This window comes from Streptomyces sp. NPDC021356 (assembly GCF_040641015.1).
Lineage (GTDB): Bacteria > Actinomycetota > Actinomycetes > Streptomycetales > Streptomycetaceae > Streptomyces.
In genome coordinates this window covers 194,025-210,082 of the sequence record NZ_JBFACU010000012.1, presented here as the reverse complement: position 1 = coordinate 210,082, position 16,058 = coordinate 194,025, and the positions used below count along the sequence as shown (strand labels likewise).

The 16,058-nt window shown below is 73.9% G+C and carries 12 protein-coding genes; 5 read left to right on the top strand and 7 right to left on the bottom strand.

From position 1 onward, the window contains the following. Nucleotides 1–187: 187 nt before the first annotated feature. Together AB0G56_RS18740 and AB0G56_RS18735 are read right to left on the bottom strand one after the other, a co-directional pair. Nucleotides 188–1,225 (bottom strand): lactonase family protein, encoded by a 1,038-nt coding sequence (locus tag AB0G56_RS18740; protein WP_360970434.1) that lies wholly within the window; start codon nucleotides 1,223–1,225, stop codon nucleotides 188–190. Nucleotides 1,226–1,326: 101 nt separating this feature from the next. Beyond that, complete coding sequence (locus AB0G56_RS18735; protein WP_360970432.1) at nucleotides 1,327–2,826, bottom strand: FUSC family protein; 1,500 nt, start codon at nucleotides 2,824–2,826, stop codon at nucleotides 1,327–1,329. A gap of 271 nt (nucleotides 2,827–3,097) precedes the next feature. Between AB0G56_RS18735 and AB0G56_RS18730 the strand changes: the two genes are divergently transcribed. After that, nucleotides 3,098–3,574, top strand: a complete 477-nt coding sequence (locus tag AB0G56_RS18730) for an Lrp/AsnC family transcriptional regulator (RefSeq protein ID WP_360970431.1) — start codon at nucleotides 3,098–3,100, stop codon at nucleotides 3,572–3,574. A 49-nt stretch (nucleotides 3,575–3,623) separates the two neighbouring features. Here the strand turns inward: AB0G56_RS18730 and AB0G56_RS18725 are convergent, their stop codons facing one another. Continuing rightward, nucleotides 3,624–4,454 carry a LysR family substrate-binding domain-containing protein gene (locus AB0G56_RS18725; RefSeq protein ID WP_360970429.1) on the bottom strand — a complete coding sequence of 277 codons (831 nt, stop codon included), beginning with the start codon at nucleotides 4,452–4,454 and terminating at the stop codon, nucleotides 3,624–3,626. Nucleotides 4,455–4,770: 316 nt separating this feature from the next. Between AB0G56_RS18725 and AB0G56_RS18720 the strand changes: the two genes are divergently transcribed. The 4 genes from AB0G56_RS18720 to AB0G56_RS18705 all read left to right on the top strand — a co-directional run bounded on the left by AB0G56_RS18720 (nucleotide 4,771) and on the right by AB0G56_RS18705 (nucleotide 11,056). Further along, nucleotides 4,771–5,175 carry a DUF5997 family protein gene (locus AB0G56_RS18720; protein WP_360970427.1) on the top strand — a complete coding sequence of 135 codons (405 nt, stop codon included), beginning with the start codon at nucleotides 4,771–4,773 and terminating at the stop codon, nucleotides 5,173–5,175. Nucleotides 5,176–5,628: 453 nt separating this feature from the next. Then, nucleotides 5,629–6,954 (top strand): cytochrome P450, encoded by a 1,326-nt coding sequence (locus AB0G56_RS18715; RefSeq protein ID WP_360970425.1) that lies wholly within the window; start codon nucleotides 5,629–5,631, stop codon nucleotides 6,952–6,954. Nucleotides 6,955–6,959: 5 nt separating this feature from the next. Next, nucleotides 6,960–7,985 (top strand): sesquiterpene cyclase, encoded by a 1,026-nt coding sequence (locus AB0G56_RS18710; protein ID WP_360970423.1) that lies wholly within the window; start codon nucleotides 6,960–6,962, stop codon nucleotides 7,983–7,985. A gap of 167 nt (nucleotides 7,986–8,152) precedes the next feature. After that, nucleotides 8,153–11,056, top strand: a complete 2,904-nt coding sequence (locus AB0G56_RS18705; RefSeq protein ID WP_360970421.1) for an AAA family ATPase — start codon at nucleotides 8,153–8,155, stop codon at nucleotides 11,054–11,056. Between the two features lie 66 nt (nucleotides 11,057–11,122). On the opposite strand, the gene AB0G56_RS18700 is transcribed toward AB0G56_RS18705, so the two are convergent. Genes AB0G56_RS18700 through AB0G56_RS18685 form a run of 4 tightly spaced genes read right to left on the bottom strand, consistent with a single transcriptional unit; the run spans nucleotide 11,123 to nucleotide 16,026 of the window. Next, entirely contained in the window at nucleotides 11,123–12,319 is a 1,197-nt protein-coding gene (locus tag AB0G56_RS18700) for an XdhC family protein (RefSeq protein WP_360970419.1), read from the bottom strand. Continuing rightward, nucleotides 12,312–14,453 carry a xanthine dehydrogenase family protein molybdopterin-binding subunit gene (locus AB0G56_RS18695; RefSeq protein ID WP_360970417.1) on the bottom strand — a complete coding sequence of 714 codons (2,142 nt, stop codon included), beginning with the start codon at nucleotides 14,451–14,453 and terminating at the stop codon, nucleotides 12,312–12,314. Before AB0G56_RS18695 ends, AB0G56_RS18700 begins: the two co-directional genes overlap by 8 nt. Next, nucleotides 14,450–15,442, bottom strand: a complete 993-nt coding sequence (locus tag AB0G56_RS18690) for a xanthine dehydrogenase family protein subunit M (RefSeq protein WP_360970416.1) — start codon at nucleotides 15,440–15,442, stop codon at nucleotides 14,450–14,452. The genes AB0G56_RS18695 and AB0G56_RS18690 overlap by 4 nt, the downstream gene beginning before the upstream one ends. Next, nucleotides 15,439–16,026: a 2Fe-2S iron-sulfur cluster-binding protein gene (locus AB0G56_RS18685; protein WP_360970414.1), complete on the bottom strand. Its 588-nt coding sequence runs from the start codon at nucleotides 16,024–16,026 to the stop codon at nucleotides 15,439–15,441. Before AB0G56_RS18685 ends, AB0G56_RS18690 begins: the two co-directional genes overlap by 4 nt. Nucleotides 16,027–16,058: the final 32 nt, after the last annotated feature.

Sequence of the window (16,058 nt, the reverse complement as noted above, 5' to 3'; positions counted from 1 at the left end):
CTCCGGCATCCGCAGGACTGCCGGGAAGGGTCCGCTCCGCTCGGGGCGGGCCCTTCGCCATGTCGCCACGCGGCCGACCGGCCCTCCGGCCGATCGGTCGGATCGCGTTCAAGATCAGGCGCTCGGTCGATCGGCCGGACGGTCGATCGCATGGCCGCTCGGGGTTCTCGATCGAGACGCGGAGTGTTCAGCCGAAGACGACACAGGAGGCGGCGGCCACCTTTACCGCGCCGGCCCGTTCCGGGAGCCCCGTCTCCGGGTGCACGGCGAACCAGGTGACGTCACCGGAACGCTCGTTGGCGACGTAGAGGAATCCACCGGACAGGGTGAGCGCGCGGGGCCAGTGGCCACCGCACGGGACGGTCGCCCGCAGTTCCAGCCGCTCCCCGTCGGCCTCGGCGGCGAAGACCGAGAGCACGTCCTCGCCGCGCGTCGCGGTCCACACGAAGCGGCCGTCCGGCGCGACGACGATGCCCGACGGGTAGGCGTCACCCGCCGGGGCGGCCCGCAGGACCTGCGTCTCGGCGAGCGGCCTGAGCGAGCCGGTCTCCGGCTCCCAGCGGCAGGCGGTGACGGTGGGCGTGAGTTCGTTGAGGACGTACGCGTGTCGGCCGTCCGGGTGGAAGGCCAGGTGGCGGGGGCCGGAGCCGGGGCGGAGCGCGATCTCGCGGTGCACGCCGAGGCTGCCGTCCGTCAGCGTGCACACCCGCACCGAGTCCGTGCCGAGGTCGACGCTGACGGCCCAGCGGCCGCTCGGGTCGGGCTGCACCTGGTGGGCGTGCGGGGCGCGCTGCCGACGTTCGTGCGGTCCGGAACCGGTGTGACGCAGCACGTCGGACACGCTCTGACCGAGGCGTCCGTCCGCGCGCACGGGGACGGCGCTGACGCTGCCCGAGCCGTAGTTGGCCGTGAGGACGTGCCCGTCGACCAGACTGAGGTGAGTGGGGCCGCTGCCCTCGACGCGGACGGGCGGACCGGTGAGTTCGACCGTCTCGCCCTTCACCCGGTACGCGGCCACCGCGCCCTCGGCGGTCTCGCTGACCGCGTAGAGCGTGCCGCCGTCGGCGGACAGGGCGAGGTAGGACGGGTCCAGCACGCCGTCCACGCTGCTCAGCACGGTCAGCGCGCCGCCTTCGGCCACGGCCGCGGTGACCACGCCGGGGCCGCCCGCCGCCGTGAAGGACCCGATGAACGCCCGCTGCCGCCCGCCGCCCTCGTCTGCCACCGCATTCTCCTCTCCGTCGTCCCGTTCGGGGTGACGGTAGCAGTCGATCAAGATCGGTCTAGACCAAGGTCGAGGGGTGTCTCGCCGGTGCGGGAAGCACGTCAGGCGCCGGCCAGGGGCGAGCCCGTGGGGGCCCGCAGGGGTGCGGCCAGGTCCGCCAGCGCCCGCTCCAGGCCGTGCAGGTGGACGAGCGCCTGCGCCTCCGCGGCGGGCCGGGGGGTGTCCGACGCGGCGAGGGGTTCGCCGCCGCCGTCGGTGAGCGCCTCGACGGCGGCCTCCACGCGCCAGCAGGCGGCGGCCAGGCGCGCGTCGTGGGAAGCCTCGGGGTCCGCGGCGACGGTGACCAGGCCGCGGACCTCGCGGGCGCAGGCGTCCAGCAGGACGAGCACCTGGCGGGCGCGCCGCTTGCGGGCCGGCATCGGGTTCAGCGGGTGGACGAGCGGCGCCACGGAGAGGCGTACCCGGCCGAGCAGGTGTTCCAGCTCGGCCACGCGGGGCGCCGGGTCGGCGTCCGCGTCTCCCGCCAGCCGGGCGGCGGCCTCGCCGGTGCAGGCGTGGACGCAGCGCAGGGCGCGCTGGATCCAGTCACCGGTGACGGCGTGGGTCGTGACCGGCAGCACGAACAGCACGGCCAGCCAGGCACCGAGCGCGCCGACGGCCGTCTCCCCGAGCCGCAGCGCGAGCAGCGCGGGGCTGAGGACGCCGAGGAGACCGTAGAGCGAGACGGCGAGCAGGGTGACCCAGAGCATCATCCAGGTGTAGGACACGGCGGCCGTGTAGAAGATCCCGAAGACGCCGACGGCGACGAGGACGGCCGTGGGCAGGGCGGATCCGTGCAGCGGCGCGACGAGCAGGGCCCCGAGGCCGAGGCCGAGCACGGTGCCGAGGACCCGGCGGAAACCGCGGACCAGGGTCTCGCCGCGCGAGGCGGTGTTCACGAACACCCACCAGGTCGCGCCGACCGCCCAGTACCAGCGCTGCCCGGACACCAACTGGCCCAGGACGAGCGCGAAACCCGCGCCGGCGGTCGCCTGGACGGCCTGCCGGGTGGTCACCCGGGCCAGTCCGGTGCCGGCCGGCGGGGCGGGGACGGCGGCCGGGGGCTGCCGGCGTTCGTAGCACCACAGCCCGAAGCGCACCGCCGCCGCGCTGAGCACGGACAGGACGACCGCCGCGGACAGCTCGGGCAGCTGCCCGGGGGTGGCGTGCAGGAACTGGGCCACGAAGAAGGTCATGAAGGCGAAGACGCCCAGGCTGTGGCCGCGCGGTCCCCAGCGGCGCGCGTACACTCCCGCGCCGACCAGGGCGAGGAAGGTGAGGTCCCGGGCCACCGGGTGGGCGTGCAGCGCGGCGGCGGCGACGAGGACGGGGATGCCGACGACGGGCAGCAGCGCCGTGGTGAGCGCCTGCCCGCGGATCGTGGGGTCCAAGACGGTGAACAGGGCGAGCAGCGCGGCGAGCCCGCCGGTGACGGCGCCGGGCAGCGAGTGGCCGGCCAGACCGCACACGACGGCCGCCAGAGCGATCCCGACAACGGCCCGGGAGGCGAACCGCAGTCGCGCCCGTCCGGGGTCCGGAGCCATGAACACCCTCTTCAGCACTGTTGACCGCCCCCTCGGCAGACGTCGAACACCGGCATGAAAAAGGCGCCGCGGTGATCCGCAGCGCCATCGACACGTCCATCACAACACCCGAAGGTCCTCTGGCTCAAGTCAGCACCGATCAACTGGGCCATTGGCTCAACACGACGGGCGAAGAAGGGCCCGGCAGCGAGCCAATGGACGAGATCTGCTGGCCCACTCCCATCACGCTGAGCTGGGCCATTGGTACAGTCGGAGTGGATCGACCCGCTGCTAGGAGGCCGGTGCCGTCATGGCCGTGGACGAACTCGACACCCGCATCCTGCGGCTGCTCCTCGAACAGCCGCGCACCAGCGTGCGTGAGTACGCCCGCGTCCTCGGCGTCGCGCGCGGCACGCTCCAGGCACGGCTGGACCGCCTGGAACGGGACGGTGTGATCACCGGAACGGAGCCTTCCCTGTCCCCCGCCGCTCTCGGCCATCCGGTGCTGGCGTTCGTGCACATCGAGGTGACCCAGGGGCACCTGGACGACGTCGGGGACGCGCTGGCGGGGGTGCCGGAGATCGTCGAGGCGTTCTCCATCACGGGAGGCGGCGACCTGCTCACCCGGGTGGTGGCGCGGGACAACGCCCACCTGGAGGACGTGATCCAGAAACTGATCAGTCTGCCGGGCGTGGTCCGCACCCGCACCGAGATCGCGCTGCGCGAACGCGTCCCGCACCGGCTGCTGCCGCTGGTGGAGTCGATCGGCCGTACGACGGGGAAGTGATCCCCCGCGTGGCCGGGCGGAAGGGTCCGCCCTCCCTCGGCGGCCCGTTCTACGATCCGCGGCGCGGCCTGCCCCGCTTGGTGCCCTTACCCGAGCCCGAGCCCTGCGCGCCCGAGCCCCTGCCGCCGCGAGGCGCCCCGCGGGAGCCGCCCTTGTGCGCGGCGGCCCTGCCGGTGCCCGCGGCCGTCCTGCCCGAGGGCTTGCCGCCCGCTCTGCCCGCGGTCCTGCCGACCGCCTTCTCCGGGCCCGTGGTCCGGCCCGCCGCGGGATTCCGGCCCCGGGTGCTGTTGACGGTCCGGCCGCGCACGATCCCGATGAAGTCGTCGACCAGGTCGGTGGTCGCCTCCTCGGGCCACACCAGCGCGACTCCCGACTGCGGGGCGTCGACGACGGGCCGGTAGGTCAGGTCCCTGCGGTGGTACAGCCGGGCCAGCGACTGGGGCACGACCAGCAGGCCCACGCCCGCCGCCACCAGTTCGACGGCGTCCTCCGTGGTGGCCGGGCGTTCGAACGCGGGCTCGCCCGGAGGCCGCTCCCAGCCGAGGACGTCGTCCAGCGGGTGGAAGAGCACCTCGTCGGCCAGGTCGGCGACGGACACCTCGTCCGCCGCCGTCACCAGGTGGTCCTTGGGGACGACGACCACCGTGGTCTCGGTGTAGAGGGGGATCGCGCTGAAGAACGTACGGTCCACGGGCAGCCGTACGACGCCCGCGTCCGCGGCGCCCTCGCGCAGCGCCGCCGGCGCGTCGGCGGCCGGGACCTGGAGGAGGTCGAGGGGGACGTCGGGCAGGCGCTCGTTCCAGATCCGCACCCACTTGGCGGGCGTCACCCCGGGGACGTACGCGAGCCGGAACGTGGGGGATGCTTCCGAGCCTGTCACCCGGCCAGGTTACCCGCCCGGCCCCCGGCGTGTGCCTCCGGCCGGTGCGGGCCGGGGGCTTGGCGACCCGGGGACACGGTGCGGTTGCGGAGACCCGGTGCGGGGGCGGGTGCGGTCCGACGCCCGATGCGGGCTGGGCGGGGTACGGGCGGAGGCCCGGTGCGGGTGGGGCGGGTGCGGGCGGGGCGGGGCGGGGTGCGGCTGGAGGCCCGATGTGGGGGCGGGGTCGCGGCTGGAGGCTGGTGCGGCCGAGGTCCGGCGGGCGGCGTCCCGCGTGTGGTCGGATCCCCTCGCGCCGGTCGATAGTCTGGACACCATGAAGTCGCACCAGACCACCCAGACGATGAAGCCCGCGACCGCGGCGAAGAAGCTGGGTGTGTACCTGCCCGCCACGCCCACCGAGTTCCAGGAGGGCGTCGTCTCGCGTGCCGAGCTCGACCAGCTCCAGGCCGATCCGCCCGAGTGGCTGCGGGACCTGCGGCGCGACGGCCCGCACCCCCGCCCGGTGGTCGCGGCCAAGCTGGGTGTCTCCATCGCGGGTCTCGCGCGCGGCGGGGTCACCGAGGCGCTCACCACGGAGCAGATCGAGGCCCTGAAGCAGGAGGGGCCCGAGTGGCTGGAGAAGGAGCGGGCCACCCAGGCGGAGGTCCGCAAGGAGGCGGCCCGGCTGAAGAAGCGGGACGCCGAGCGCGCCGAACAGGGCGGCGGCCCGCAGGGCTGACCGGAAAGGACCCGACGACACCGGAATGGGCCCGAGAGCGGGAGAGGCCTCGGGCCGGGAGAAGTCCGAGACCGGAAGAAGCATGACGCCGGAAGAGGTCCGGCGGGCCCCTTGAGAGGTGCGGCGGACGCCTCAGAGGTCCGGCGCCGGAAATCGGCCAGCTGCTCCGGCGCCGGAAATCGGCCAGCTGCCTCGGTTCGTCACGCACGCGGTTCGTCCCACGCTCCCACGCGCTTCCGTGCGCCCCCTTTGCAAGACGCATGGGGAGCCGGTCACGCGTTGGACTGGGCAGGACATGGTTCGAACGCCAAGCCCTGAAAGACCGCCCGAGTTGTGTGTGCCGACTGAGGCAGGTGGTATTCGATGAGCGGTGCGTCAACCGGTGCCCTGCCCGCGACAGACCGGTCCGACCGGTCCTGGACCGTGGGTACTGCGCCGGGCATATTCCCTTACTTGAGCCACGGTATCGCCTTGTTCCGCCGTCCGCTGGCTTTTCTGAACTCTCTGCCCCGGCGCGGGGACGTGGTCCGGATCCGGCTCGGCCCGCTGCCCGCCTGGGTGGTGTGCCATCCGGAGCTGGTCCACAGGATGCTCGTGGACACCCGTACGTTCGACAAGGGCGGCCCCCAGTACGACCGGCTCCGGACGCTCATGGGCGACGGCCTGGTCACCAGCCGTCACGAGACGCACCGCAGACAGCGCCGCATGCTGCAACCGCGCTTCCACGCCTCGAACGTCGCCGCGTACACCGAGCTGATGGGCGCTCAGGCCGTGGCACTGTGCGACTCGCTGCGGCCCGGCCAGCGCGTCGACGTCAGCGCGGCGATGATGACGCTGACGACCCGCGTCACCAGCCGCATGCTGCTCTCCGACACCCTCGACGAGGCGACGGCCGCCGAGCTGCGGCGCTGTCTGGCCACGGTGGTGCGCGGGCTGTTCGTGCGCACGGTGGTGCCGCTGGACGCCCCCTTCCGCATACCCCTGCCCGCCAACCGCCGCTACCGACACGCCCTCGCACGCCTGCACGGCCTCATCGACGCGGCCGTCGCGCGACGGCGCCGACAGGCTCCGCGCGACGACCTGCTCGGCACCCTGCTGGCGGCCGAACGGGGCGCGGGGGGACCGCCGATCACGGGACAGGAGGTCCACGACCACCTGATCACCCTCCTGCTCACCGGTGTGGAGACCACCGCCCTGTGCCTGGCCTCCCTCTTCAGCCTGCTGGGCCGGCATCCGCAGGCGGAGCGCCGCGTGCACGCGGAGGTCGACACGGTGCTCGGTGGGCGCGCGCCCACCGCCGCCGACCTGCCCCGTCTGGTGCACACCGGCAACGCGGTCACCGAGACGCTGCGGCATTCCCCGCCCGGCTGGCTCTTCACCCGCGTCACCACCGAGGCGACCGAGCTGGGCGGCTGCCGGATGCCCCGCGGGGCCACCGTCCTCTACAGCCCCTACCTGCTGCACCACGATCCCGCGTCGTTCCCCGACCCCGAGCGGTTCTGGCCGGACCGCTGGCTGCCGGGCACGGCGGCCGGAGGGCCGCAGGGCGCGATGCTCCCGTTCGCCGCGGGCAACCGCAAGTGCATCGGTGACGCTTTCGCCGTGGCCGAGGTCACCGTTGTCCTGGCGACCGTGGCCGGACGGCTGCGACTGCGCCACCTGCCCGGACCGGTGGCACCGCCGCGCCCCGCGGTGACCCTTGGCCCGCGGTCGCTGGTGATGACCTGTGAGCCGCGTTCGGACCGTCCGCAGGACCTCATCGAGCCGAAGGTCAGGTGACAGTGGTGTCGACGACACAGGGGGAACGCGCGGTACCGCGCCAGGGGGTTTCGGCCGCCGACCGGGCGGCCGATCCGGCGGCCACGCTGAACGATCTGATCGACGCCCGCCTCTACATGCCCTTCCCCTTCCGGAGCAGTCCCCACGAGGCCGAGGCGGCGGCGGGCACCGACGCGTGGCTGGACAGCTGCGGGCTGACCGCCGAACCGGGCGTGGCGGGCATGATCGTCCGTACCCGTCCGGCCCAGCTCGCCTCGTACATCACCCCGGACGTCGACGCGGACATCCTGCACCTCGTCGCCCGGCAGATCGCCTACCAGTTCGTCTTCGACGACCGGGCGGAGGAGGTGGGCCTGGACGGGCCCGACCGGCTGCTGCCCATGCTGTGCGAGAGCGTCGCGATCCTCCGCGACGGCCGCCCGCCGACGACGGCCCTCGGGGCGGCCCTGGCCGACCTGTACGGCCAGGTCCGCCGACGCTGCACCCCCGCCCAGGCGGCCCGCTGGGCGGGCTACAGCCGGGAGTACGTGCACGGCCTCATGTACGAGGCGGTGGCCCAGAACGGGGCCGCGCCGCCGCACCTCGGGCTGTGCACGTCCATACGGTCGCTGACGGCGGGAGTGGAGCCGTTCTATCCGCTCTGCGAGGCGGCGGAGGCCGAGGAGATGGCGCCGGGCGAACTGCACCACCCGCTCATGCGGCGGCTGACCCGCCTCTCCGTGGACGCCGCCGTGTGGATACCCGACCTGTACTCGGCGGTGAAGGAGCAGCGGGCCGGCGGACTGATCAATCTGGCCCTCGGCTACCAGAGGGCGTACGGCTGCTCCCTCGCGGAGGCCGTGCTGCCGGCCATCCGGCGGATCAACAGCACCATCCGGGAGTTCGAGCGGATCCGCGCGGAACTCGAACCGCAACTCAGCACTGCCGCCCTCGGCTACCTCGACGGGATGACCGGCTGGATCCGCGGGTGTTACCACTGGTCGCGCGCCGTGCCGCGCTACGCCGACTCCGCACGGGCGCCTGCCCGGTAGCCGGCCATTCCAGCCGCGTTACCCACCTCGGGGACGCGTCAATCCTTCGAGAGGGGCGATTCACCCTTCCTTACCCCTTCCATGCCCCATTCGGCCGTCCGGACCCCGCCCGGGCGTACGCTCTGGCTTTCCCCCCGGACGGCCGAAGGACAGGAAGCGGTAGGCACATGGCACATGAGCCGTGGCAGTCGCACACCGAACACCGACCCTTGCTCGAACGCCAACGGGAACTCCACGCGCTGGACACCGCGTTGGCCGACCTCGCCGCCTCCGCGGACGGCGCCCCGCGCCATGGCCGGCTGCTCGCGTTCACGGGCGCGGCCGGGCTGGGCAAGACGACCCTCATGACGCAGTTGCGCGCGCGGTCCGCCGCCCAAGGCTTCACGGTGCTCTCGGGCCGGGGCGGCGAGACCGAGCAGGAAATGGCCTTCCACGTCGTCCGGCAACTCGTGCAGCCCCCGCTGGCGGCCATGCCCGAGCCGGCCCGGCGGGCGTTCCTGGGCAGTTGGTACGACACCGTCGCCACCGCCCTCGGCCTGGAGGCGTCCGGCGGCGTCCGGGTGACCGACCCGGCGGGAGTGCGGGACGGCCTGGACTGGGTGATGACCCGCCTCGCCGTGGAGCAGGCACCTGTCGTGCTGCTCCTGGACGACGCGCACTGGGCCGACGCCGAGTCCCTGGGCTGGCTGGCGTCCTTCGCGCCGCGCATCGAGAGCCTTCCGCTGCTGATCGTCGTCGCCTACCGCCCGGGGGACCTGCCGCCCGACGCCACCGCGTTCCGCTCCCTGGTCGATCATCACGAGAACCGTCCGCACGCCCTGGAGCCGCTCTCCGCCGCGGGAGTGGCCCAGATCGTCAGGGAACACGTGGGCGACGGGGCCGAGGAGGAGTTCTGCGCGGAGTGCTGGGCGGTCACCGAGGGGCGCCCGTTCGAGGCGGTGGAGCTGGCGATCCGGCTCGCCGAACGGCAGGTGCGGGGCGCCCGGGACGACCTGCCGGTCATGCGCGACCTCGCCTCCGCGATCAAGGGTCCCGGGCTGCTGGACCGGCTGCGCCGGCTCGGCACCACCACCGTCCGTTTCGCCTCGGCCGCCGCCGTGCTGGGCACCTCCATCTCCCCTGACCTGGCCGCCACGATCGCCGTGGTCGGGGTGGAGCAGGCCGCGCAGGAGACCGCGAAGCTGCGCGCCGCCGGGATCCTGACCGACAGCCGGACCGCGGGCGGGAACGTGGAGTTCGCGCATCCGCTGATCGCCGCGGCGATCTACCAGGCCATCCCGCCGGCTCTGCGGGTCGGTCTGCACAACTCCGCCGCGGTGGCCGTCCGCGCGGCGGGGCTCGGGCCCACGGCCGCCGCACGGCACCTGCTGGAGGTCCCGTGCGAGGCCAACATCGAGGCGGTCGAGTGCCTGCGGGAGGCCGGCCGTGAATATCTGCGGGCCGGGGCGCCCGAAGCCGCCCGGCGGATGCTGACCCGGGCCCTGCAGGAGCCGCCGCTGCCTGAGGACCGGGCGGCGCTGCTCCACGAACTGGCGTGCTCGACCTTCCTCGTCGAGCCCGCGGCCACCGTCAGTCATCTGCGGGAGGCGCTGGCGGAGCCGGACGTCGATCCCGGTCTGCGGGCCTCCATCGTCTACCGGCTGACGCAGGCGCTCGCGCACACGGACCGCATGGCGGAGGCGGCGAGCGTGGCCGCGGAGGAGGCCCAGCAGGCCACCGATGCGCGGACGCGGCTGCGCATGCAGGCCGATCACTTCGTGTGGAGCGCCTTCCGCAGCGACGAGCCGGACTCCCGGGGACGCTCGCGGAAGCTGGCGCGGCTGGCCGGACGGCTGTCCGGACGCACCCTGGAGGAGCGCTACATCCTGGGGCTGCGCGCCTGGGACGCCATGGTGCGCGGCGAGCCGCGGCAGACCGTCCTGGAACACGCCGAGAAGGCGCTGCGCGGCGGGCTGAGCTGGACCGACGAGCACCGTGGCTTCGAGGTCCCCGCCTCGGTCGCCCTGCTGTTCATGTACTGCGACCAGCCCCGGCGGGCCGAGGAGCTGTTCGGCAAGGGCATCGCCGAGTGCACGGACAAGGGCTGGCGCGGCTCCCACCTGGCCCTGGGCCAGACCCTCCTCGGCTACATCCGCTACCACCGCGGCTGTCTGGCGGAGGCGGAGGACCAGGTCCTGGAGGGCCTGCGGGTGGCCGACCGGGTGGAAGGGGCGGTTCCGGCGCAGTGGTTCGCGGTCGGCGTCCTGATCCAGACCCTGCTGGCCCGTGGCCGGGTCGCAAAGGCTCGCCGGGTCGCCGACGACCACGGCTTCGGCGAGCGCGCGCCGAACGCGGTCATCTACCCCGATCCCCGTACGGTCTACGCCGAGCTGCTGCTGGCGGAGAACCGGAACGCCGATGCGGTCCGCCTGCTGTCCGAGGTCGGGGAGCGGCTGGACGACCGGGACTGGCGCAACCCCGCCTGGTGTCCTTGGCAGATGGACCTGGCGTCGGCGCTGGCCCCGGCCGAACCGGAGCGTGCGGTGAGCCTGGCCTCGGAGGCGCTCAGGCGGGCGCGGGCCTTCGGCGCCGCGTCGGCCACGGGGCAGGCGCTGCGCACCCTGGCCGAGGTGACCGGCGGACCGGCGGCGCTCGACCTGCACGCGGAGTCGGTCTGCCTGCTGGAGGGGTCCCCCGCGGGGTACGAGCTGGCCCGCGCGCTGGTCGGGCACGGCGCCGCGCTGGCCCGCAACGGCAAGCTCCCCGAGGCCGCCGACCGCCTGTACCGGGGGCTGGAGACCGCCGTCCACTGCGGGGCGGAGGCGCTGGCCGGCCGGGCCCGGGCGGAACTGTCGGCGGCCGGTCTGCGACCGCTGCCCTTGCGGTACGCGCAGACCGACACGCTCACCGCCCAGGAGCGCCGGGCTGCCGAGCTGGCCGCCCAGGGGCATCCGGTCGCGGTGGTCGCCAAGGAGCTGCACCTCACCGAGCAGGGGGTGCGGCAGCTCCTGTCCTCCGTGTACCGCAAGGTCGGCACCGACGCCGCCGGTCTCGCCGCCGCCCTGGAGACCTTTCCCCGCTCCTGCCCCTGACCCGGTCGTACCGGCGCGATGTCCTGTCCGGCGCGATGTCCTGTCCGGCTCGCGGCGCCCGGGCTGTCACGCCGCCCGGGTGCCTCCCGGCCGGGCTCGGTCGTGGTGGATCGGGCCCTGGGAGCCCGTCAGCGGGGCGCCCGTCCCGCCACGACCGGCGGCGACGATCTCCGCCGCGATCGACAGGGCCGTCTCCTCCGGGGTCCGTGCGCCGAGGTCCAGGCCGATCGGGGACCGCAGGCGGTCCATCTCCTCCTCGCTCACGCCTGCCTCGCGCAGCCGGCGCCGGCGGTCCTCATGGGTGCGGCGCGAGCCCATCGCGCCCACGAAGGCGACCGGCATCCGCAGCGCGACCGTCAGCAGGGGTATGTCGAACTTGGCGTCGTGGGTGAGCACGCACAGCACCGTGCGCCGGTCGACGGAGGTGTCCCGCAGGTAGCGGTGCGGCCAGTCGACGACGATGTCGTCGGCCTCGGGGAAGCGGCCCCGGGTGGCGAAGACGGGCCGGGCGTCGCACACCGTGACGTGGTAGCCGAGGAACTTGCCCGCTCTGACCAGCGCTGCGGCGAAGTCCACCGCCCCGAAGACGATCATGCGGGGCGGCGGCGTGCTGGATTCGACGAGGAGGGTCAGACCGCCGGGGCAGCGGGAGCCGTCCTCGGACAGTTCCACCGTCCCCGTGCGGCCGGCCTCCAGCAGAGCCCGGGCCTCGGCCACCGCGGTACGGGCCGCCTCCGGATGGTCGTCGAATCCGCTGCCGTCCGCACCCTCGTCCCTCCCGTCCGCACCTGAATCCGGACCGCCCGGCCCGTCCGGCCGCTGGTCCGGACGGACCAGTACCGTCGCGCCGAGCAGGTGGTCCGGACCGCGCACGATCCGGGCGACGGCCAGCGGCTCGCCCCGGAGGGCGGCCGACAGCGCGGCCCGGAGCACCGTCCGCACGGGTGCGTCCGCCGCGACCGGAGTGATCATCATGTCGATGATCCCGCCGCAGGTCAGTCCGACGGCGAAGGCGTCCTCGTCGCTGTAGCCGAACCGTTCGAGGAAGGTGGTGCCGTCCTCCAGCGCCTGGCGGCACAGGTCGTAGACCGCTCCCTCCACGCAGCCGCCGGAGACCGAGCCGATGACGGTGCCCTCGCTGTCGACGGCGAGGGCCGCGCCCGGGCCGCGCGGCGCGCTGCCGCCTACGGCCACGACGGTGGCGACGGCGAAGGCGCGACCCTCCTCGATCCAGCGGTGCAGTTCCTCGGCGATGTCAAGCATGCGGCTCCCCTGTGGCCGCCCCTAGGACACGGTCGGGGCGGATGGGCAGGTGGCGGTGGCGGACGCCGGTGGCGTGCCAGACGGCGTTGGCGACCGCCGCCGCCGCTCCGACGATGCCGACCTCTCCGACGCCCTTGATCCCGACCGGGTCCTCCGGGTCCGGGTCGTCGACCCAGTCGGCCTCGATGAGCGGTGGTACGTCGGCGTGCGTCGCGACGTGGTAGCCGGCGAGGTCGGCGCCGTAGAGGCCGCCGCTGGCCCGGTCGCGGACCGCCTCCTCGTGCAGCGCCATGGAGATGCCCCAGATCATGCCGCCGACGAGCTGGTTGCGTGCGGTGAGCGGGTTGACGATCTTGCCGGCCGCGAAGATGCCGAGCATCCGGCGCACCCGGACCTCGCCGGTGGTGACGTCCACGGCGGCCTCGGCGAACTGCGCGCCGAAGGAGTGCCGCTCCTTGCGGGCGAGGGCGCCCAGGGCCTCGGTGGTGTCCGACCGGACGGTGATGCCCTCCGGCGGGATGTCGGAGCCCAGCGCCAGCCGCTCCCGCAGCTCACGGGCCGCGATCGTGATCGCCCAGCCCCAGGAGCGGGTGCCCATGGAACCACCGGCGATCATCGCCGGTCCGAAGTCGCTGTCCCCGATCCGCACCCGGACCTTGTCCGGTGTGGTCTCCAGGGCGTCGGCGGCGATGAGGCCCAGTGCGGTGCGGGCGCCGGTGCCGATGTCGGCGGCGGCGATCCGCACCGTGAAGGTGCCGTCCGCCTCGGCCGTGACGACCGCCGTGGAGGGCCCGGCTCCGGAGGGGAACGACGCGGCGGCCATGCCGGTGCCGAGCAGCCAGCGGCCCTCACGGCGCACGCCGGGGCGCGGGTCCCGGTCCGCCCAGCCGAACCGGCGGGCGCCCTCGCGGAAGCAGGCCTCCAGGTTGCGGCCGCTGAAGGGCAGTCCGGACGCGGGGCCCCGCTCCGGTTCATTGCGCCGGCGCAGCTCGATGGGGTCGAGGCCGCACTTCTCGGCCAGTTCGTCGAGCGCCGACTCCAGCGCGAAGGACCCCGGGGCCTCGCCCGGCGCGCGCATGAAGGTCGGGGTCGGTACGTCCAGACGTACGATCCGGTGGGCGGTGTGGTGGGCGTCTGCGTCGTACATCACCCGCGAGGGGGCGGCACACGACTCGACGAACTCGTGGACGGCGGAGGTCTGGTTGAGGGACAGGTGTTCCAGCGCGCGCAGGCGTCCGTCGGCGTCCGCGCCGAGCCTGACGCGCTGCGCGGTGGGGCTGCGGTAGCCGGTCAGCGAGAACATCTGACGGCGGGTCAGGACCACGCGGACCGGACGGTGCAGGACGGTGGTGGCCATCACGGCGCCCACCTGGTGGACGCGCACGCCCTTGCTGCCGAAGCCTCCGCCGACGTGCTCGGAGCGCACCCGCACGGCGGACGGGTCGAGCGAGAACAGCTTGGCCAGTTCGCCGACGACCCAGGTGGCGCCCTGGTTGGAGTCGACGACCTCCAGCCGCCCGCCGTCCCACAGGGCGGTGGCCGCGTGCGGCTCCATCATGCTGTGGTGCTCTTCAGGGGTGGTGTACTCCTGGTCCAGGGCGAAGGCGGAGGCGGCGAGTTCGGCGTCCAGGTCGCCCTTCTCGACCACTGCCGGCATGTGGCCCTCCAACGCGTAGGCGTCGGTGCGGTCGGCGGAGAAGTCGGTGTCGTGGGGCTCCTGTTCGTAGTGCACGACGAGGGCCTCGGCCGCCTCCCGGGCCTGCTCGGAGGTCTCGGCGACGACCAGCGCCACCGGCCAGCCCAGGTGCGACACCCGGTCGTTCTGGAAGAGGGCGCAGGTGGGGTCGGGCGGCGTGCCCAGCAGGCCGATGAAGTCGGTGTCCAGGCGGGGGGCGTTCCCGTGGTGCAGGACGGTGAGGACGCCGGGCATGTCGAGGACGGGCGCGGTCTCGACGGACCGGATCCGGCCGCGGGCCACGGTGGACAGCACCAGCCAGCCGTGGGCGAGGTCGGCGAAGGGGATCTCGCCGGCGTAGCGCGCGGCTCCCGTGACCTTGTCGCGGCCCTCCACGCGGGTGTGCGCGGTGCCGACGGAGCCCTGGACGTTCGTACGTGTTCCGGTGGCGGTGGTCATCGGGCGGCCTCCTCGGCGAGTTCGGTCAGCACGGCCACCACCAGGTTGCGCATGAGGGCCACCTTGTATCCGTTGTGGGGCAGCGGGGCGGCCGCCGCCAGCTCGGCGTCCGCGGCGGCGGCGAAGGCGGCGGCGTCGGCCGGTGCCCCGGTGAGGGCCCGCTCGGCCGCGTGTGCCCGCCAGGGGCGGGAGGCGACCGCGCCGAAGGCCAGGCGCGCCTCGCGCACGAGACCGTCCTGGACGTCGAGTGCGGCGGCCACCGAGCCGATGGCGAAGGCGTAGGAGGCGCGCTCTCGCACCTTTCGGTAGCGCGAGGTGCGCGCGACCGGGGCGGTCGGCAGTGTGACGCCGGTGATCAGCGCGCCGGGCGGCAGGGCGGTCTCCCGGTGGGGGGTGTCGCCCACGGGCAGGTAGAAGTCCGCGAGCGGCAGGCTGCCCGGTCCGTCGGCCGTCCGGTAGGAGACGACGGCGTCGAAGGCGGTCAGGGCCACGCCCATGTCGGAGGGATGGACGGCCACGCAGTGCTCGGAGGCGCCCAGGATCGCGTGGTTGTGATGCTCGCCCTCGATCGCGGGGCAGCCGCTGCCGGGGACGCGCTTGTTGCACGCCCGGGTGACGTCGGTGAAGTAGCCGCAGCGGGTGCGCTGGAGGAGGTTGCCACCGACGGTGGCCATGTTGCGCAGCTGTCCCGAGGCGCCGGCCAGCACCGCCTGCGTCAGAGCCGGGTAGCGGCGGCGCACCTCGGGATGGGCGGCCAGGTCGCTGTTGGTGACCGTGGCACCGATGCGCAGTCCTCCGTCCTCGGTCTCCTCGATGCCGTCGAGGGGGAGTTCGCGCACGTCGACGAGGCGGGTGGGCCGCTCGATGCCGGTCTTCATCAGGTCGACGAGGTTGGTGCCGCCACCGAGGAAACGGGCGTCCGGGTCGGCGTCGAGCAGTGCGACGGCGCCGGCGATGTCCTGGGCCCTCTCGTAACCGAACTCCCTCATGCCACGGCCTCCTTGTTCTCCGCGGCCGACGCGTCGGCGTCGGGCCGCACGGTCGCGGCGGCCCGGGCGACCGCCTGGGCGATCGACGCGTACGCGCCGCAGCGGCACAGGTTGCCGCTCATCCGCTCCTTGATCTCCTCGGGAGTGAGCGGCGGCGGGCCCGCTTCGGGGCGCACGTCATCGGTCGCGGCGCTCGGCCAGCCTGCCGCGTGCTCCTCGATCATGGCGACGGCGGAACAGATCTGACCGGGGGTGCAGTAGCCGCACTGGTAGCCGTCGAGGTCGAGGAAGGCCTGCTGCACCGGGTGCAGGTGCTCACCTTCGGCCATGCCCTCGATGGTGGTGATCTCACGCCCCTCGGCCGCCACCGCCAGCTGGAGGCACGCCACGGCCCGGCGGCCGTCGAGGAGCACCGTACAGGCACCGCACTGCCCCTGGTCACAGCCCTTTTTGGTGCCGGTCAGATCGAGCCGCTCGCGCAGCGCGTCGAGCAGCGTGGTGCGGTGGTCGACGGTCAGCGCATGCTTCTCGCCGTTGATGTTCAAGGTGATCGGGCTGTATGTCGACGAGGTGGCTGGGTCCATGATCAGCTTCTTTCGCATGTGCGGCGGAAACA